This window comes from Nocardia sputorum, assembly GCF_027924405.1.
Classification (GTDB): Bacteria; Actinomycetota; Actinomycetes; order Mycobacteriales; family Mycobacteriaceae; genus Nocardia; species Nocardia sputorum.
On sequence record NZ_AP026978.1, the window covers coordinates 3,428,265 to 3,443,218 of the forward strand.

Here is a 14,954-nt window from a genome sequence, read left to right on the forward strand (position 1 = left end):
CAGGTGGGGGAGAGCGCCGACGACGGGCCCGGCTCGAATAGGATCGGGTCGACGTTGCGTTGGCCGAAGCCGGCGGCCGCGCCGCGCTGTCCACCGAAGAGTCGGCCGAACTCGCGTGCCTGAACATCACCTGGAGACGGTTCGGCTGGTGCGACAAGGCATTCGAGGAATACAGCCATAGGGGGCATGGTGGTACGGAATCGAAGCCTGGCCGGAACCGCGGTGTCGACCAGCTGGGCGGCAGCAATGCTCGCTGTGGGCATCGCGGCATTGCTGTTGCAGGCCGTGCTTGTGCCGTTCACTGCCGCACCGGAATTCGGTCTGCTGGTCAACCAGGGGGATCTGGCGATCTACCGCAACGCCGCGCGCGCAGTGCTCGACTCGCACGCGCTCTACACCGCACCCATACCCCCAGGTGGCTGGTTCACCTACCCGCCGTTCGCAGCCTTGTTCTTCATTCCGTTGGCGGTCGTGTCGTTCGGCACCGCGAAGGTCGTCTGGTTCGCGGTGTCGTGTACCGCTTTGTACGCCACGATCTGGCGCTGCTGGCGGGTGCTCGGTTACCGCGGCGATACCCGCCTCGCGGTGCTGTGCCTCGGGCTCGCGTTTCTCGCAGTCGACGTCGAGGCGGTCCGCGGCACCTTGTGGCAGGGCCAGATCAACCTGTTGCTGATGGCGATTCTGGTCTGGGATCTGACCCGTCCGGCCTCCGCCCGGCTGCGTGGCTATTCGATCGGTCTGGTCACCGGAATCAAGCTGACCGCGATCGTGCTCCTGCCTTACCTGCTGCTCACCCGGCAGTGGCGCGCAGCCGTCATCGCGATCGCCACAGGCATGGTCACCGTTGTCGTGGCCGGGCTGATCCTGCCGGGCGACACCCAGGACTTCTGGAGCGATGTGGCCGGTGATGTAGATCGCATCGGGCCGGTGACCCATCCCGGAAACCAGTCGATCAACGGTGTGCTGTCGAACCTGTGGGCACCGCAGCCCGCACCGAATTGGCTATGGCCGGCGTGCGTGGCTGGTTCAGCCTGCCTCGGCTATGCCGCCGCGGTCATCGGGCACCGGACCGGTCGGCCGTTGCTCGGTTTGGTCGTTGTCGGGTTGATCGGGTGCGCCGTGCCGCCGCTGGCGTGGGGACACCACTGGGTGTGGTCGGTGCCGTTGCTGATCGTCCTGCTGCACTGGACCGCCCGCGCGGACATGCACCGAGTCCCTCGGATCGTCACGACGACAGCCGTGTTCGCGGCCTTCTCGATGTGGCTGACCGGTTGGCTCTATGCCGAGATCCGCGACCTCGGGCTGATCGGGGCGCCCAGCTACGTGCCGGCCATGACCGCCGCGGCCGAACAGATCTCCCACCCGGCCCGGGTCATTGTCTGTGGTGTCCCCGTCGCGGTCTACCTCGCCGTCGTCATCGCGATCCTCACTCGGCACGCGGCCAGACGTCAACGACCGGACTTCGTCGCCGACCGGCCCCGCGTTCGGGCGCACAGCTGACACAACCGACATCGCACCGTGCCCACCCGCATGACATGACCGGACTTCTCGTCCCGGTCGTGCATCGGGTGAGGCCGTAGTGTCACCGACCGGTCGCCGCGTTGTGCGCTGACACCGGACGCCCCAACGCCTGAGCTTTCAGTTGCTCGAATTCCGCGTCGGTGATGACACCGGAGTCGTGGAGGGCTTTGGCGTCGGCGATGCTCTCGGCGGGGGACTTACCCGCCACCTCCCGGATGTACTGATCCGTGGCCTTCTGCGCCTCCGCCTGTGCGCGTTGGGCGCGCAGCGCCATGCCCCGCCCGCGAACGATCAGGTACACCAGGGCCGTGAGGTAGGGGAATATCACCAGGGCTATCACCCACAGCGCTTTGGCGACGCCGGACACGGAGTGGTCGCGGAACAGGTCCACGAGAATCTGGAACAGCACGATCAGGTACGCCACGAAGGCGAACACGAGGATCGTGTACCACACGTAATCCCAGAACGAATCCATGTTGCGAACCTCCTCGGCGGATCTTTCCTGTTTGGTATCAGGCGGTGGATTCCGGCTGTGAAGTAGATCGAACCGCCGGTCGGCCGCTGGGTCGAAAAACAAACTTTCGTTATGACGACAGCTTACGAGCGCAGTTCGAAAATAGGCAGCGAGGGACGTCGGCGCTACAGATCGACGAGATTGTTGAGATTCCGGTACACAAGTAGCGATTCTTGCCGAAATCCAGCGGTCCGGCTGTCCGACTCGGATCGGACATCGGGCAAAAGGGACGATCGTCGCCGAAGCGCCGCTGCTAAAATCGCCGGGTGATACCGGGCAGGTCTGTGGGGTCGGGACCGACTTGCGTCGGCTGGGCGCCACAATTGCAGCGCCGACGCTCACCGCAATCTCTCGATACCGAGTTTGTCTCGGTTCGAACAAGGAGGCCATGAGCCTGCCGGGCAACAGAGCTGAGTGGCCACCGGTCGGCGGTGCGGCCTTGTGGGTGGATCGACCGCCATAATCGCGGCACGGTTCGAGCGGCACCGCTGGAGACGGAGGCGCAGATGACCCAGAGTGAGGAGGATTGGCCCGGGCCGGCGGAGGCCATACCGAGAAAGGGTTTGCGAGCTGGAGCGGCGCCGATACAGGCCCATATTCCCCCGCGCACCGCCAAATTACGACTTCTCGCTCATCGCACGGGTCGAATTCGGTCGCGAGTAGGCGATCCGGACCCCGGAGTGCGGCAGGGAGTTCGAGACCGCGCCGGCCTGGCCCGCTGTGAGGACTGATGGAACGCAGCAGACACCAGCTCTTGCATGGGCCGCTGTTCACCCGCAGCGTTCCGCTCGACCGCCGGAACGCGGCGAGCCGGATCAGCGCATACGTCTACGGCAACGTCCTGATCCTCGCCGCGTTGATCCCGGTCACGCCGTCCGCCGAGCACGTCGGCATCTTGGTCGTCCTCGGGACAGCCCTCTCGACGTTCATCGCGCATGCTTTCGCCGAAGGCGTGGGTCAATCGGTGCGCCAGAGCCATGGCTTGTCGCCACAGGAGCGATGGGCGGACCTGCGGGACTCCGTGCCCATCCTCAGTTCGGCGGTGCTGCCCTGCGCGATCCTGGCTGCCGCGGCGGTCGGGTGGATCGAACCGCGTCTCGCCCAGGTGCTCGCGGAGTCGGCCATGCTGGTGCGGATCGGCGGGATCGTCTTCGTCATCGGCCGACTCCACGGCGAGCGACCCCAACGTTCGACGCTGCTGGGAGCGGTCCTGCTGGTTTGCACGGCCACGACCGTCGTGGCGGTCAAGATCATCCTGACCCACTGATCCCACCGGGGCGCGGAATCGGCACCGCAGCACAGCGGCGTCCACGTGTTCTTCGCCGGCTTCCTCCGGTTGGGTCGCGATCGAGCCGCAGTTACGCGATCCCGCGCACGCGGGGAGTGCGCCCGGTGCAGAATCGCGCATATCCGAGCGGCTCGTCGAGGAAGGGAGCGCATCATGTCCGAGAATTCATCGGTGAAACAGGGAGTCGCGGCAGGAACCTCGATCGGGGCCGCGATCATTCTTGTCACCGTCGGACTACTGCAGTTGTTCCAAGGCATTGCGGCGGTGGCGGAGGACGAGGTCTTCGTCGTAGGCGTCGAGTACACCTACAAGTTCGATTTCACCGCGTGGGGCTGGATCCACATCGCGCTCGGAGCGCTGATGCTGGCGGTAGGGCTCGCGTTGTTCACGGGAGCACGCTGGGCGAGAATTGCGACGATCGTCATCGCGTCGATTTCCATTCTCGCGAACTTTTTGTGGCTGCCGTATTACCCGTGGTGGTCGGTATTGATCATCGCCCTCGACATCGTTGTGATCTGGGCGGTTACCACCTGGAAGCCGGACGTCTCCAGCGAGCCGCGCTCGAGCGAGTTCTCCCACGGTGGGTCGCGGCCATGACCGATCGAGACGGCTCCGCCCGCCGCGGAGCCTGACGTGCGCACACACGCGCGCGACCGATGGACCAGGGCCGAGCGCGCCGAATACGGCAGATCGGCACGGCGCCGGACGCCCATCGACGGGATGGCCGAATTCGAGCGCAGCACCGATCGCGACCCGCTCGGACTCCTCGAAGCCCAGGCCGCGACCCGAATTCCCGAACTCGTTCCCGTGCGCTACGGGCGAATGGCCGCCGCGCCGTTCGCGTTCTACCGCGGCGCCGCCGTGGTCATGGCCGAGGATCTCGCCCGCGCCCCGGCCACCGGCTTGATCACTCAACTGTGCGGGGACGCCCACCTCGGCAACTTCGGCCTCTTCGCGACACCGGAACGCAACCTTGCCTTCGACCTGAACGACTTCGACGAAACCTACCCCGGCCCCTTCGAATGGGACGTTCGAAGACTCGTCGCGAGCCTCGCGGTCGCCGGGCGCGACAACGACCACAGCGGCAAACAACGCAGAAAGTACCTGCGGGCCTGCGCCGCCGAGTACCGCGAAGTCATGAACTCCCAATCCGCGCGCGGAGAACTCGCGGTCTGGTACTCCCATGTCGATGCCGAGACCCAATTCGAAGAATTGCGCGAAATTCTCGATTCCCCGACCAGGAAGCGCATCAAGAAGACGGTCGACAAGTCCTGGCGCCGAGACAGCGTCCAGGCCTTGGCCAAGCTGACCACCGTGGTGGACGGGCAGCCGAGGATCACGAGCATGCCGCCGCTGATCGTCCCTGTCGAGGAGATCTTCACCGGCGCCGACGCCGCACAGTTGAACCGGGCACTGATCGAACGGCTCGGCCACTACCGCGACACGCTGCCGCCCAACTGCCGGGCCCTGTTCGACCGATTCGAATACGTTCAGGCAGCACGAAAGGTCGTCGGCGTAGGCAGCGTGGGCACCCGGGCCTGGATCATCCTGCTCCGCGGGCCGGGCAACGACCCGCTGATCCTCCAGGTCAAGGAAGCCCAGCCGTCGGTTCTCGCGAAGCACCTCGACGGCCCGTCGTTCACCGGCCAGGGCGAACGGGTCGTGGCCGGGCAGCGGCTGATGCAAGCTGCCGGCGATATCTTCCTGGGCTGGCAGCAGGGTGTGGGCGAAGACGGAGCGGTGCGGGATTACTACGTTCGCCAACTGCGCGACGGCAAAGGATCCGCCGACATCCAGACCATGTCTCCCGAACTGATGACTCGCTACGGCAGGCTGTGCGCACGCGTTCTCGCCCACGCCCACGCCCGCGCCGGTGACCGATTCGCGATCGCCGGCTACCTCGGCACGGACGACGACTTCGAGGAAGCAATGTCCATGTTCGCCGAGAGTTACGCCGACCAGAACGCCCGCGATCACGCCGCGCTGCTCGAGGCGATCGATGACGGCACGGTAATCGCCCGACCGGGGGTATAGACCAGTGCACGGCGACCGAGCCGTTCCCGCCGCCGCGGTGCCCCGTTTCCGGCGTCGGTGGGGGCGGACGGCATTCCCCGCGGCCGTCCTCGTGGCGTCCGCAGCGGAGTCGCTATGGGCCACCGGTGAACCAGGATTTGTCCAGGAGAGGAGCGCCCGATGTCGTCGGCGCCGACAGTGAGGTCGAGCAAGCTCGTGCTGGCCGTCTTGGCGTCGGGGCAGTTCTTGATGACGCTCGACAGCTCCGTGATGAATGTCTCCATGGCCACCGTCGCCCAGGATCTCGGTACCACGATCACCGGCATCCAGACCGCGATCACCCTGTACACGCTGGTCATGGCTTCATTGATGATCACGGGCGGCAAAGTGGGCGCCATCCTCGGCCGCCGCCGGACGTTCGGGCTCGGCCTCGTCGTCTACGGCGCCGGTTCGTTCATCACCGGGCTCGCCCCGAACCTCACGACCCTCCTGCTGGGGTGGTCGCTCCTGGAGGGAATCGGCGCCGCCCTGATCATGCCCGCGATCGTCGCCCTCGTCGCCGGGAATTTCGCGCCCGAACGCCGTTCCGCGGCTTACGGTCTCATCGCGGCGGCAGGGGCGATGGCGGTCGCTGTCGGCCCGTTGCTCGGTGGCGCCGTGACGACGTTCGCGTCATGGCGGTACGTCTTCTTCGGCGAGGTCGTCATCGTCGTGTTGATCCTGCTGGTGCTGCGCCGGGTCGAGGACGCCCCCGCGAGCCGGGTCCGACTGGATGTCGTCGGGTCGCTTCTGTCGGTGATCGGTCTGGGCTCGGTCGTATACGGGGTGTTGCGGTCGAGCGAATGGGGGTGGGTGCGGACGGAGTCCGACGGACCGGCCGTGCTCGGTCTGTCGCCGGTCATCTGGCTGTTGATCGGTGGCCTGCTGACCTTGTACCTGTTCCTGCGCAGACAGACGTTTCTGGTGCGGCGGGGCCGCGATCCGCTCGTCGATCCGAGTCTGTTGCGGAACCGGCAACTCGTCGGCGGCTCGAGCATGTTCTTCGCGCAGTTCACCGTGCAAGCCGGCGTGTTCTTCGCCGTGCCGCTGTTCTTGTCGGTAGTGCTCGAACTCAGCGCGCTGGAGACCGGTGTGCGGATCCTTCCGTTGTCGGTCGCGCTCGTCGTGGCCGCGGCGGGCCTTCCCCGGTTCCTGCCACATGCCGACCCGCGCCGCGTCGTTCGGCTGGGTCTGATGGCGATGATCATCGGCGTTCTGATCCTGGCGGCCGGGATGGACCCGGGCGCCAACGCGGGCGTCGTGTCCATCCCGATGCTGCTGATGGGACTGGGTCTGGGCGCGTTGGCCTCGCAACTGGGCGCCGTCACGGTGTCGGCCGTGCCCGATTCGCGGAGCTCGGAGGTCGGGGGACTGCAGAACACCGCCACCACGCTCGGCGCGTCCCTGGGCACCGCGTTGATCGGGTCGATCCTGATCGCCACGCTCACTTCGAGCGTCGTCAGCGGCATCCAGAACAATCCGGCTGTCCCGGCGTCCGTGCGAGAACAAGCCACCACGGAGCTGGCTGCCGGGGTGCCGTTCCTGTCCGACAGCCAGTTGGTGGCCGCGCTCGACAGCGCCGGTATCGATGACGCCACCGCCGATACCGTCCTCGCCGTCAACTCCGACGCCCGCCTCGAGGCTTTGCAAGCGGCGTTCGCCGTTACCGCCCTGCTCGCGATCGCGGCGTTGTTCGGTACCGGCCTATTGCCTCGTCGGCCGGTAGCCCTGCGTGACGGGGAGGACCAGTTCTCGTCAGGGAAAGCCGAGCCGGATGCCGAGCGATGACTGGGGCGGCCTCGGACGTACGCGCCCAGCTAGCGTCGTTCGCCGTCGCCGTTGTCCCGGCCGCGCAGGTAGCGACCGATGGTGGTCTCGTCCAGAGCCAGTGCTTTGACGACCGATGCCGCGCCCACGATCACCACCGACAGCACGAAAAGCCAGCTCACCGACGTGAAAGCCAACCCCAACGGACCGAAATGCTCTTGGGCGTTCGTCGTGATCCGAGGCAGGAGGACCCGGCCCGCCGCGTGCACCGCGGTCAAGCCGATCGCGGTGAGCAACCCGGACGCCCACAACAGCCGCCCGGTCAGCGCTCCCTTCGTCAGCAGATAGGGAGCCAGCATCCAGACGAACACCCAGATGACCACCTCGCCCAGCAAGGCGAGCAACCGACCGGCGTAGCGGATTTGCTCGAGGTCGCGGATCTGCCCCACCAGCCCGGCGGCGAGCGCCACCGCGAGCAGCGCGACCAGCCACCGCCAAGCCTCTCGCGGACCGATCGCGGGAACCTTCCAGACCGCCTCGTACACCCGCGCGAGAGCCCGCGCGAACGAGGTACCGCCGAGCAGGACCATCAGCAGGCCGACCACACCGAACGCGGCTATCGCCGGATCGGCGGACAGGGACCCGCCGTCGGTATACAGCGATCTGGAGTCGAAACCGAACTGGTCGTTGATCGTCTTCGCCGGCGCATGCCAGCCACTGAAGACGGACGCGGCGATCATCACCGGCAATACCGAGGTGAATATCTGGGCGGCGAGCGCCAGCGAGCGATCCACCAGTTGGATCTCGGCCAGCACCTCGATCACGCGGCGCAGCGTCCGTCCGTACGGCGTTCCGCGCAGCCGGCCGGTCGCGGCCTGCGTACGCGCGATGGACACTTCGCGGGCCAATACCACCGACAACTTCACGGACCGCACCGCGCTCACTGTCCTTCTGCTCGTTCGGTCAGGATGTCGAATAGTGCGCAATGGTCTCGGTGGAGACGAAACGAACGCTACGCCGACATCCGGGCAAACACGTCGACTTAGTCGATTCCGATGGCAAGCCGAACCCACCCCGACGAGATCGCCGAGCGCCGCGGAAACGGCACACCGGATGGCCTACCTGTGCTCCGACTCCAGCTGGGCCGCGATGTTGTCGCCGCGGGCCTTCGCCAGCGATTTGGCGGCAGCAGCATTCGAGTCCTGGGCGTAAGTCGTGATCTGTATCTTCGTGTCGTTCCCTTTCAGGGGAATCGCGACTGCTTTGATGATGGAATCGGGGCTGTCCGGGACGGCGGCGCGGCCTCACAGGCCGAGTAGCACCGGACGGCGCGGAATACCGTCGGTGATCAGCGCCTGCAGCAGGGCCGCGAGATCGCGCGGTGCGAACAAATCGGCACCGCGATACCCAGAGATGTCCGGTAATCGCCACCAACGGAATGCCGTGATGTTCTCAGCCGCCAGTTGCTGGTCGGTCAGCGCGCCGCGCGGGGTGAACGACGTGGTCCGGACAAGGTAGAAGTCGTTGACCACGCCGTCGAAACCCGGTGCGTGGCCGGGCGCGTGGACCTCTTGATGCCAGATGTGCGGGGGTTCGGCCTCCACCGTGAGGCCGATCTCTTCGCTCAGCTCACGCCGCAGCGCGGCGAGCGGTTCCTCCGCGGGTTCGATGCCCCCGCCCGGAGCGGCCCACACCACCGTTGCCGCAGACTCCGTCACGGAGTGACCGCACAGGAGGATGCGGTCGTCGGCATCGAGAACGATCGCGCGCACCGCGTGACGCAGACGGGCCGAAGACATTACGACAGACTATCGAGCCCGACCGGTTGCTCCCGACCGCCTGCGGGAAGTCTTCTACCGGCTGCCGTCTCTGCCCTTTCGGCGTGGGTGATGGCCGCACATCGACAGCAGCCGGTCGGCGTCATCGACGACCGGCACCCGACGTGCGCCGCGGCTGACGTCGGCACCGTACTGGGCGAGCGGATCGCCCGGCGTCGGGTTCGTGGTGCGACGGTGTCGGATATCGGCACGCGCAGAACATGTTTCGGCGGCATCGTCCATCATGATGATGACCACGACCCAACACGAAGGTGCGGAGCGGTGAGCCGATGACCACGACGGATACCCTGCTGTACGGCGGCACCCGATGGGACGAGCGCGGCCGCTGGTGCTACGAGCTGATCCGCGCCGACGGCACGACCGAACGTGTGCCCGGTCCCGGCGCGCGCCTGGCATTCCGGGTCCGCGACGTGGCGCGATACTGCCTGGGATACAACGAGTTCGGCAGTTTTCCGGGACGGCGAGCGTGTCCGGATTCCGTGCGAGTCGCGAGCGGCCGACAGTGTCCGCAGTGCCGGGCGCGGGAGGGGTGGACGGCGGTGCACACGCACCGCGGGCCGATTTCCGCGCTGCCCGAGCAGATCCGTGACTACGTGTCGCAGCCGCACCACCTCTATATCGCCTATTTCGGTGACGGGTTGGCCAAGGTGGGCACGGCGTCGGCGGTACGCCGGCATCGCCGCCTGTACGAACAGGGCGCACTGGCCGCACGGTTCGTCGCCGACTCACCGGACGGCTTGCATGTGCGCGAACTGGAGCGGGTGGTGTCGGCACAAGCCGGTTTCCGGCAGGCCGTGGGCAGCGCCGCGAAAACACGCATCTTGACCAAGCCGATGGCTCCGTGGGCGGCAGTGGAGGCTGCGGTAGCCGCCGCAGCCGCCGAGGCGATCGCCGTGCTGCCCGCCGGGACGGCGCGGACCGACACCGCCTGGTCGGGCGGCAGCGAGTTCTACCGCATTGTGGCGCAGCGAGGCCGCTACGCGACCGTCGTCGACTTCGGCGGGGCGGGACTGGGGGAGTACGTCCTCGACGCGGTGACCGCGCACGGGCACACCATCGCTTGCCGGCACGGATCGGAGACCGGAGAACTATTGCTGGTCAACGATGCTCAGCTCATCGGGCGACGTGTCGAGCTCGACGACTCGATCACCGTCGCCCCCGTCGCCGCGCAGACCAGCTTGTTCTGATCCGCTCAGCCGGAGCGGCGGACACCGGTCAGCTTCTCGGACACCTTCAGCGGCCGACGCACCGCCGGACCACTTCGAACTCCGCGCTCGGCGACCGAGTCCTACACGTAGCTGGTACGCGAGCGTGCTCGGCCATGCGTCAGTGGCGAAATGTCGAGAATGCTGAACGATTGCCATTCATGCTCATGCAACAGTAGCCGGGCCGCGATCGGCAATGTGGCAGGTCGCGCTTCGGGCACCGCTAGCGCCAAACGATGATCCTGAGCTGGCCGAAGGTAGGGATTATGTTCAGTCGATACTCGGCGCAGCGACGATCTCGGTGCGATGCCGCAGGCAAGCGGGCCGGAAACGAGTAGTTAGCTACTCGCGTCGCGCAGGGCGGGAGGGGCGAGACTCGACTGGACCTCGAGAGGATGCCGGTCTCGGGGGGAGGCGATCATGAGAAACGACTCGCGAATACTACTGGTCGCGGCGGCCTTGGCAGGACTGCTGGGTGCCGCGCCGGTATCGGGCGCGGCACCGGAGCAGATACCCACCGCACCCGCCCCGCCGCCCAGCACGCCGGGACCGGCGTGGCCGATCACCACGCCGACGGATTTCCGGCTGCCCACCACCGAGGGGCATGATCCGCAAACGACCACGACCACGCAACCCGAGCCGACGACCACGACCACGAAACCCGAACCGACGAGCACGACCACAACGCCGGAGCCGACAACCACCACGACAAAGCCCGAGCCGACAACCACCACCGGGCAACCGCTCACGACAACTCCGCGACCGACAACTGCCGGTACGTCCATCGTTCCGAGCGGAAGTTCCGCCGTGCTTCCCGTACCCACTCTCGTCGCGCCGGCCACCGCCGAACGGGGCACAGTCATCACCGTGCACGGCGAGGGCTGGCCCTGCGACTCGGTGCGTGCTTTTCCGGATTGGTCTGAAACTGTGGACGCCCGGGTCCGTGGCGGTTCGTTCGATACACGCGTCGATGTTCCCGACGGAGTCGAGCTGGGTGTGCACTCCGTTCTCGGCGCCTGCCTGGGTAGCCCTCAGCGCATCGTCGTGAAGGCATCCGTCGAAGTGATCCCCGCGCGGCTGGTGCCGACTACCGGTGAACCCACGACCACTGAGCCGACCGGCGCGCGTCCGACCTTGTCGTCGCAAGCCGATGACCGTGACCAGGACACCGGCGCAGGCGGCATGCTCGGCCTCGGCGGGTTCCTCGTCGCACTCGGTGCCGCAGCGCTGGTCCTGCGCAGTCGCCGGAACCGCCCGAGTGAAGCGCCGCGCAACGAGGACCCGCGTCTACCGCGGGTGCATGTGCGCGTGGTTGCCGACGGCCCCCCATCGATCCACGTTCGCCAGGTCGCCCGCACTCCGGACGTGCGGGTCCGGCTGCGGGCCTGCGAACCGTGGCTGAGTGTCAAGGAGGTGCTCGGATGACGAGTCCAGCGTCGATCAGGGCTCGGACAGTTCTGTTCCAGAACGCCCCGCACGATGTCGGGGTGGGCGAACTGGCGGAGTGCCTACACGAAAGAGGTGCCGAACACTTGGCCCTGCGCCGGGCGCCGGGCGTGGCCCCGATACTGGCGTCGGCGGCGCTGCACGAGGTGGCCGAGACCATCGACGGGCTGCTCCAGGTCGATCTGGGGAGTGTCGCGATCGGAGGTTGGCGCCGCTACGACCTGCTGCGCAGGGCGGCGATGCGCACCCGTGCCGGAGGAGCTGAACAGGTCACGCTGTTGGAGCACGAGATCACCCAGACCTACCGTCCGTGCCTGGACGTCACCATCGACGAAAACCCGGTGGGGGAGTTCACGATAGAACTCTGCGTGGCGATACTGCTCCAGCCGCTCGCCGCCACCGTCCGCAACGGGATGCTGGTGGCGCTCGGCCCCGGCGACTGCACCGTGACCGTATCGATCGGTGCGCCGGACCTGGGCCCGATCATGAAACGCGAACGCACACTGCGTACGGCGACGATGATCGATTTGCGCTGGCCCATACCGCTCGTCGAACAGCCTTCGGCCGCGCCCGGCGGTGTGCCAAGGGTGCGGTCCCCGCAACCACGGTGGGCCGGTGGCTGACGGACTCACCGGCCGCGGAGCCTCCGTAAAAACCTCTTGGCGGAGCACGGCGACCACTGCTACTTTTCCGGGGGCCGTGCGAGAGACCGAGGAGGTGGTACCCGTGAACGCAGTATCGACATGGGTGCTCCACTCTGGGGTCACGGTCGGGCGATAGGTCGTCCGGGAGCGCCGCTCAACAGCACTCCCGAAAGGCACGACTGTGCAATTCACTTCCGAACAGCGCTTCGACGACGGTGTCCTCGAGCGCGAATTCACCCTCGGCGAGATTCCGGGCATCCTGTGGACGCCCGGATCCGCGCCCGCACCGGCGCCGCTGATCCTCATCGGCCACCCCGGCGGACTGCGCCAGATGTATCCCCGACTTGCGTCCCGGGCCCGGCACTCCGCGACGGAGGGCTTCGCCGCGGCCACCATCGAGCTGCCCGGCAGCGGTGACCGACCCCGGTCGGCCGCCGCCGAGCAGGCCCGCGCCGACCTGCGCCGGGCGGTGACGGCCGGGAAGCCGGTCGATGACGAGATCGTCGAGCGGCTCGTCCTCCCGCTGGTCGAGCAGGCGGTCCCGGAATGGCGGGCCGCTCTGGATGTCCTGCTTTCGTTGCCCGAGATCGGCGGCCCGGTCGGGTACTCGGGAGGCGTGATATCCATCGGCCTGCGGCTGGCGGTGGTCGAGCCGCGCATCTCGGCCGCCCTGCTGTTCGCCGGGAGTTACGTCCCCCGCCGTATGTTCGAGGAGGCCCGGCAGGTCACCATTCCGCTGCAGGTCCTGCTGCAGTGGGACGACGAGGGAAATGACCGGCAGATGGCTCTGGACCTGTTCGACGCCTTCGGCTCCAAGGAGAAGACGCTGCACGCCAATATGGGCGGGCACACCGGCGTCCCGCAGTTCGAAGGGGACGCCGGGAACCGGTTCTTCGCCCGGCACCTGAAGTGAGCCCGGCGTCCTGGCCGACAGCAGACGATAGGCGCTGTCGGCCAGGACGCCGCTCATCGAGGACAGCCCCGGCCCCTCGAAGGCGGTGGCCCAGAGGCACAACCGCCCCGAACGGCTACGAGACGGCGATCGTGACCGTCCTGGTCTGCGTCTTGGCGGGCAGCTTGGTGGTGTCGACCATCAGCACCTCGCCCGAGTCCTGCACGCCGTTGACGAGCAGTTTCGCTTTCAGCCCGAACGGTGGCTGGTCGCCGGTGGCTCCCTCGATGCCGAAGTCGCTGTCATTGGCGATGTAGAGGGTCTTGCCGCCATCACGGGTGGCGACACCCTCGATCTTGTCGTGGCCGAAGAACTTGCCGTCGGCGTTCAGACCGTCCAGCAGGCCGCCGAGGTCCAGACCGGCCTTCTTGGCGACGGGGGCGATGCCCGCCTTCCGCAACGCGGCGGCGCCGTCCGCCGTGGACACGGCACCGACGAGAAGTTCCAGCGGCTTGCCGTCGACCAGCAGGCCCAGCTCCCGATCGTATTGCGCGCCCGGGACCTTCGCTTGCGGGCCGATGTCGGTGGCGCCGGTGATGTCGATCGTCCACAGCTTCTTGTCGGCTTTGGGCGGTTTATTGCCGTCGCGCTCGTCGACCAGGAAAGTGGTGTTGCTGAGCGCCGTGATCTCGGAGACCGCGAGCTTCTGCTTCGGCTCCTCCAGCGGATACACGAATTCCTTGACGTCGCGGGTCTTCAGGTCCACGGTGACGATTCGGGTCATGGGCACCTCACGCGCCGAGGCGACACCCGGCGCGCTGAGCCCGCTCTGCACGATGCCGACCAGCGTGCTGCCGTCCGGCGTGACGGTCAGCCCTTCCATGCCCTGGTTGGGCGTACGCAGGGAAAGCTCCTTGGGCAGGCCGCGTCCCGGCGCCAGCCGCTCCAGCTCGGTGCCGTTGGCGTCGAAGTGAACGATGAACGGCCCGTACTCGTCGGATACCCAGAAGCTCCCGTCGGGCATGGCCACCAGACCCTCACTGTCGATGCCGTGATCGGTGGGCGGCAGGATGGCGCCGTCGAGGTCGCGGATGGTCTCGCCGGTGCTTGCGGAGGTGTCGACCAGGCCGTTGAACGGCTGGCCCATCGAATTCTTCAACAGGATGGTGCTTTCCAGCACCATCCTGTTGCCGGCTACTTTGAACTTGGCGATGGCGGGTGTGAAAGTCGGTATGGGATCGAGTTTTTCGTTCTTGCCCTTGCCGTCCACGTTCGGTCCGCGGTCGGTCAGACCGTAGAACTCGTCGGTCGAGCCGGGCACCGGCGTGAAGGCCGACCCGTACCCGCTGCCCTGCAGGCTCACCCCGCCGAACTCGCCGAGCGGTGGAATATCGGTGGTGTACACCTTGACGGCGTCGGTGGTCGTCACGGTGAGGCTGTCGGACCCGGTGTATCCGGCCGCCGACGTGTACACCACCGCACCGTCGGTGCGCCGGGTGATCGTGCCGTGCCGTGGATCGGCGATCCCGACCGCCGCGCTGCCGCCGGTCTCGGCGAGCAGATCATCCAGCGAGATCACCAAGGGCTGATCCCTGGCGGCGGTGAAGTCCGCCTCAGAACTCGATGACGAGCAAGCGGACAGGACGGCGGTCGCGCACACAGCGGCCATGACGAGTGCGCTTCGGGTGTTGCGGTGCGTTCTCACCAGCGATGGGTACCGCCCCCGCCCGACCATCGGCCGGCATCCAGCTGAACATGAACCGTCGATCCCGACAACCATCCGATGA

At 67.1% G+C, this 14,954-nt stretch carries 15 protein-coding genes; 9 read left to right on the top strand and 6 right to left on the bottom strand.

Going from position 1 to position 14,954, the window contains the following annotated elements; genetic code table 11:
* The first annotated feature begins 222 nt into the window (after positions 1 to 222).
* Positions 223 to 1,500 (top strand): glycosyltransferase 87 family protein, encoded by a 1,278-nt coding sequence (locus tag QMG86_RS15745; RefSeq protein ID WP_281880394.1) that lies wholly within the window; start codon positions 223 to 225, stop codon positions 1,498 to 1,500.
* A gap of 82 nt (positions 1,501 to 1,582) precedes the next feature.
* Here the strand turns inward: QMG86_RS15745 and QMG86_RS15750 are convergent, their stop codons facing one another.
* Positions 1,583 to 1,996, bottom strand: coding sequence for an SHOCT domain-containing protein (locus tag QMG86_RS15750; RefSeq protein ID WP_281880395.1), 414 nt, complete (start codon positions 1,994 to 1,996; stop codon positions 1,583 to 1,585).
* Positions 1,997 to 2,765: 769 nt separating this feature from the next.
* On the opposite strand from QMG86_RS15750, the gene QMG86_RS15755 reads away from it, so the two are divergent.
* From QMG86_RS15755 to QMG86_RS15770, 4 genes are all read left to right on the top strand, one after another.
* Positions 2,766 to 3,302: a hypothetical protein gene (locus tag QMG86_RS15755; protein ID WP_281880396.1), complete on the top strand. Its 537-nt coding sequence runs from the start codon at positions 2,766 to 2,768 to the stop codon at positions 3,300 to 3,302.
* A 174-nt stretch (positions 3,303 to 3,476) separates the two neighbouring features.
* Positions 3,477 to 3,920, top strand: coding sequence for a DUF7144 family membrane protein (locus tag QMG86_RS15760; RefSeq protein WP_281880397.1), 444 nt, complete (start codon positions 3,477 to 3,479; stop codon positions 3,918 to 3,920).
* A gap of 36 nt (positions 3,921 to 3,956) precedes the next feature.
* The gene (locus tag QMG86_RS15765; RefSeq protein WP_281880398.1) at positions 3,957 to 5,357 is read left to right on the top strand and encodes a DUF2252 domain-containing protein; all 1,401 of its coding nucleotides are present in this window, start codon (positions 3,957 to 3,959) and stop codon (positions 5,355 to 5,357) included.
* A gap of 159 nt (positions 5,358 to 5,516) precedes the next feature.
* Positions 5,517 to 7,163: an MFS transporter gene (locus QMG86_RS15770; RefSeq protein WP_281880399.1), complete on the top strand. Its 1,647-nt coding sequence runs from the start codon at positions 5,517 to 5,519 to the stop codon at positions 7,161 to 7,163.
* A 29-nt stretch (positions 7,164 to 7,192) separates the two neighbouring features.
* On the opposite strand, the gene QMG86_RS15775 is transcribed toward QMG86_RS15770, so the two are convergent.
* The 3 genes from QMG86_RS15775 to QMG86_RS15785 all read right to left on the bottom strand — a co-directional run bounded on the left by QMG86_RS15775 (position 7,193) and on the right by QMG86_RS15785 (position 9,217).
* Entirely contained in the window at positions 7,193 to 8,077 is an 885-nt protein-coding gene (locus tag QMG86_RS15775; protein WP_281880400.1) for a hypothetical protein, read from the bottom strand.
* A 369-nt stretch (positions 8,078 to 8,446) separates the two neighbouring features.
* The gene (locus QMG86_RS15780) at positions 8,447 to 8,941 is read right to left on the bottom strand and encodes an NUDIX domain-containing protein (protein WP_281880402.1); all 495 of its coding nucleotides are present in this window, start codon (positions 8,939 to 8,941) and stop codon (positions 8,447 to 8,449) included.
* Positions 8,942 to 8,995: 54 nt separating this feature from the next.
* Complete coding sequence (locus QMG86_RS15785; RefSeq protein ID WP_281880403.1) at positions 8,996 to 9,217, bottom strand: hypothetical protein; 222 nt, start codon at positions 9,215 to 9,217, stop codon at positions 8,996 to 8,998.
* A 32-nt stretch (positions 9,218 to 9,249) separates the two neighbouring features.
* Between QMG86_RS15785 and QMG86_RS15790 the strand changes: the two genes are divergently transcribed.
* Entirely contained in the window at positions 9,250 to 10,167 is a 918-nt protein-coding gene (locus tag QMG86_RS15790; protein WP_281880404.1) for a hypothetical protein, read from the top strand.
* Between the two features lie 356 nt (positions 10,168 to 10,523).
* Here the strand turns inward: QMG86_RS15790 and QMG86_RS15795 are convergent, their stop codons facing one another.
* Complete coding sequence (locus QMG86_RS15795) at positions 10,524 to 10,970, bottom strand: hypothetical protein (protein WP_281880405.1); 447 nt, start codon at positions 10,968 to 10,970, stop codon at positions 10,524 to 10,526.
* A gap of 82 nt (positions 10,971 to 11,052) precedes the next feature.
* Here QMG86_RS15795 and QMG86_RS15800 point away from each other — a divergent pair, with 82 nt between their 5' ends.
* The 3 genes from QMG86_RS15800 (at position 11,053) to QMG86_RS15810 (ending at position 13,188) form a co-directional block, all read left to right on the top strand.
* Positions 11,053 to 11,610, top strand: a complete 558-nt coding sequence (locus QMG86_RS15800; RefSeq protein WP_281880406.1) for a hypothetical protein — start codon at positions 11,053 to 11,055, stop codon at positions 11,608 to 11,610.
* A complete protein-coding gene (locus tag QMG86_RS15805) occupies positions 11,607 to 12,254 on the top strand; it encodes a hypothetical protein (RefSeq protein WP_281880407.1) in 648 nt (215 codons plus the stop codon). Before QMG86_RS15800 ends, QMG86_RS15805 begins: the two co-directional genes overlap by 4 nt.
* A gap of 202 nt (positions 12,255 to 12,456) precedes the next feature.
* Positions 12,457 to 13,188, top strand: a complete 732-nt coding sequence (locus QMG86_RS15810) for an alpha/beta hydrolase (RefSeq protein WP_281880408.1) — start codon at positions 12,457 to 12,459, stop codon at positions 13,186 to 13,188.
* Between the two features lie 115 nt (positions 13,189 to 13,303).
* Here QMG86_RS15810 and QMG86_RS15815 read toward each other — a convergent pair whose 3' ends face one another.
* Positions 13,304 to 14,872: an esterase-like activity of phytase family protein gene (locus tag QMG86_RS15815; RefSeq protein ID WP_350356394.1), complete on the bottom strand. Its 1,569-nt coding sequence runs from the start codon at positions 14,870 to 14,872 to the stop codon at positions 13,304 to 13,306.
* Positions 14,873 to 14,954: the final 82 nt, after the last annotated feature.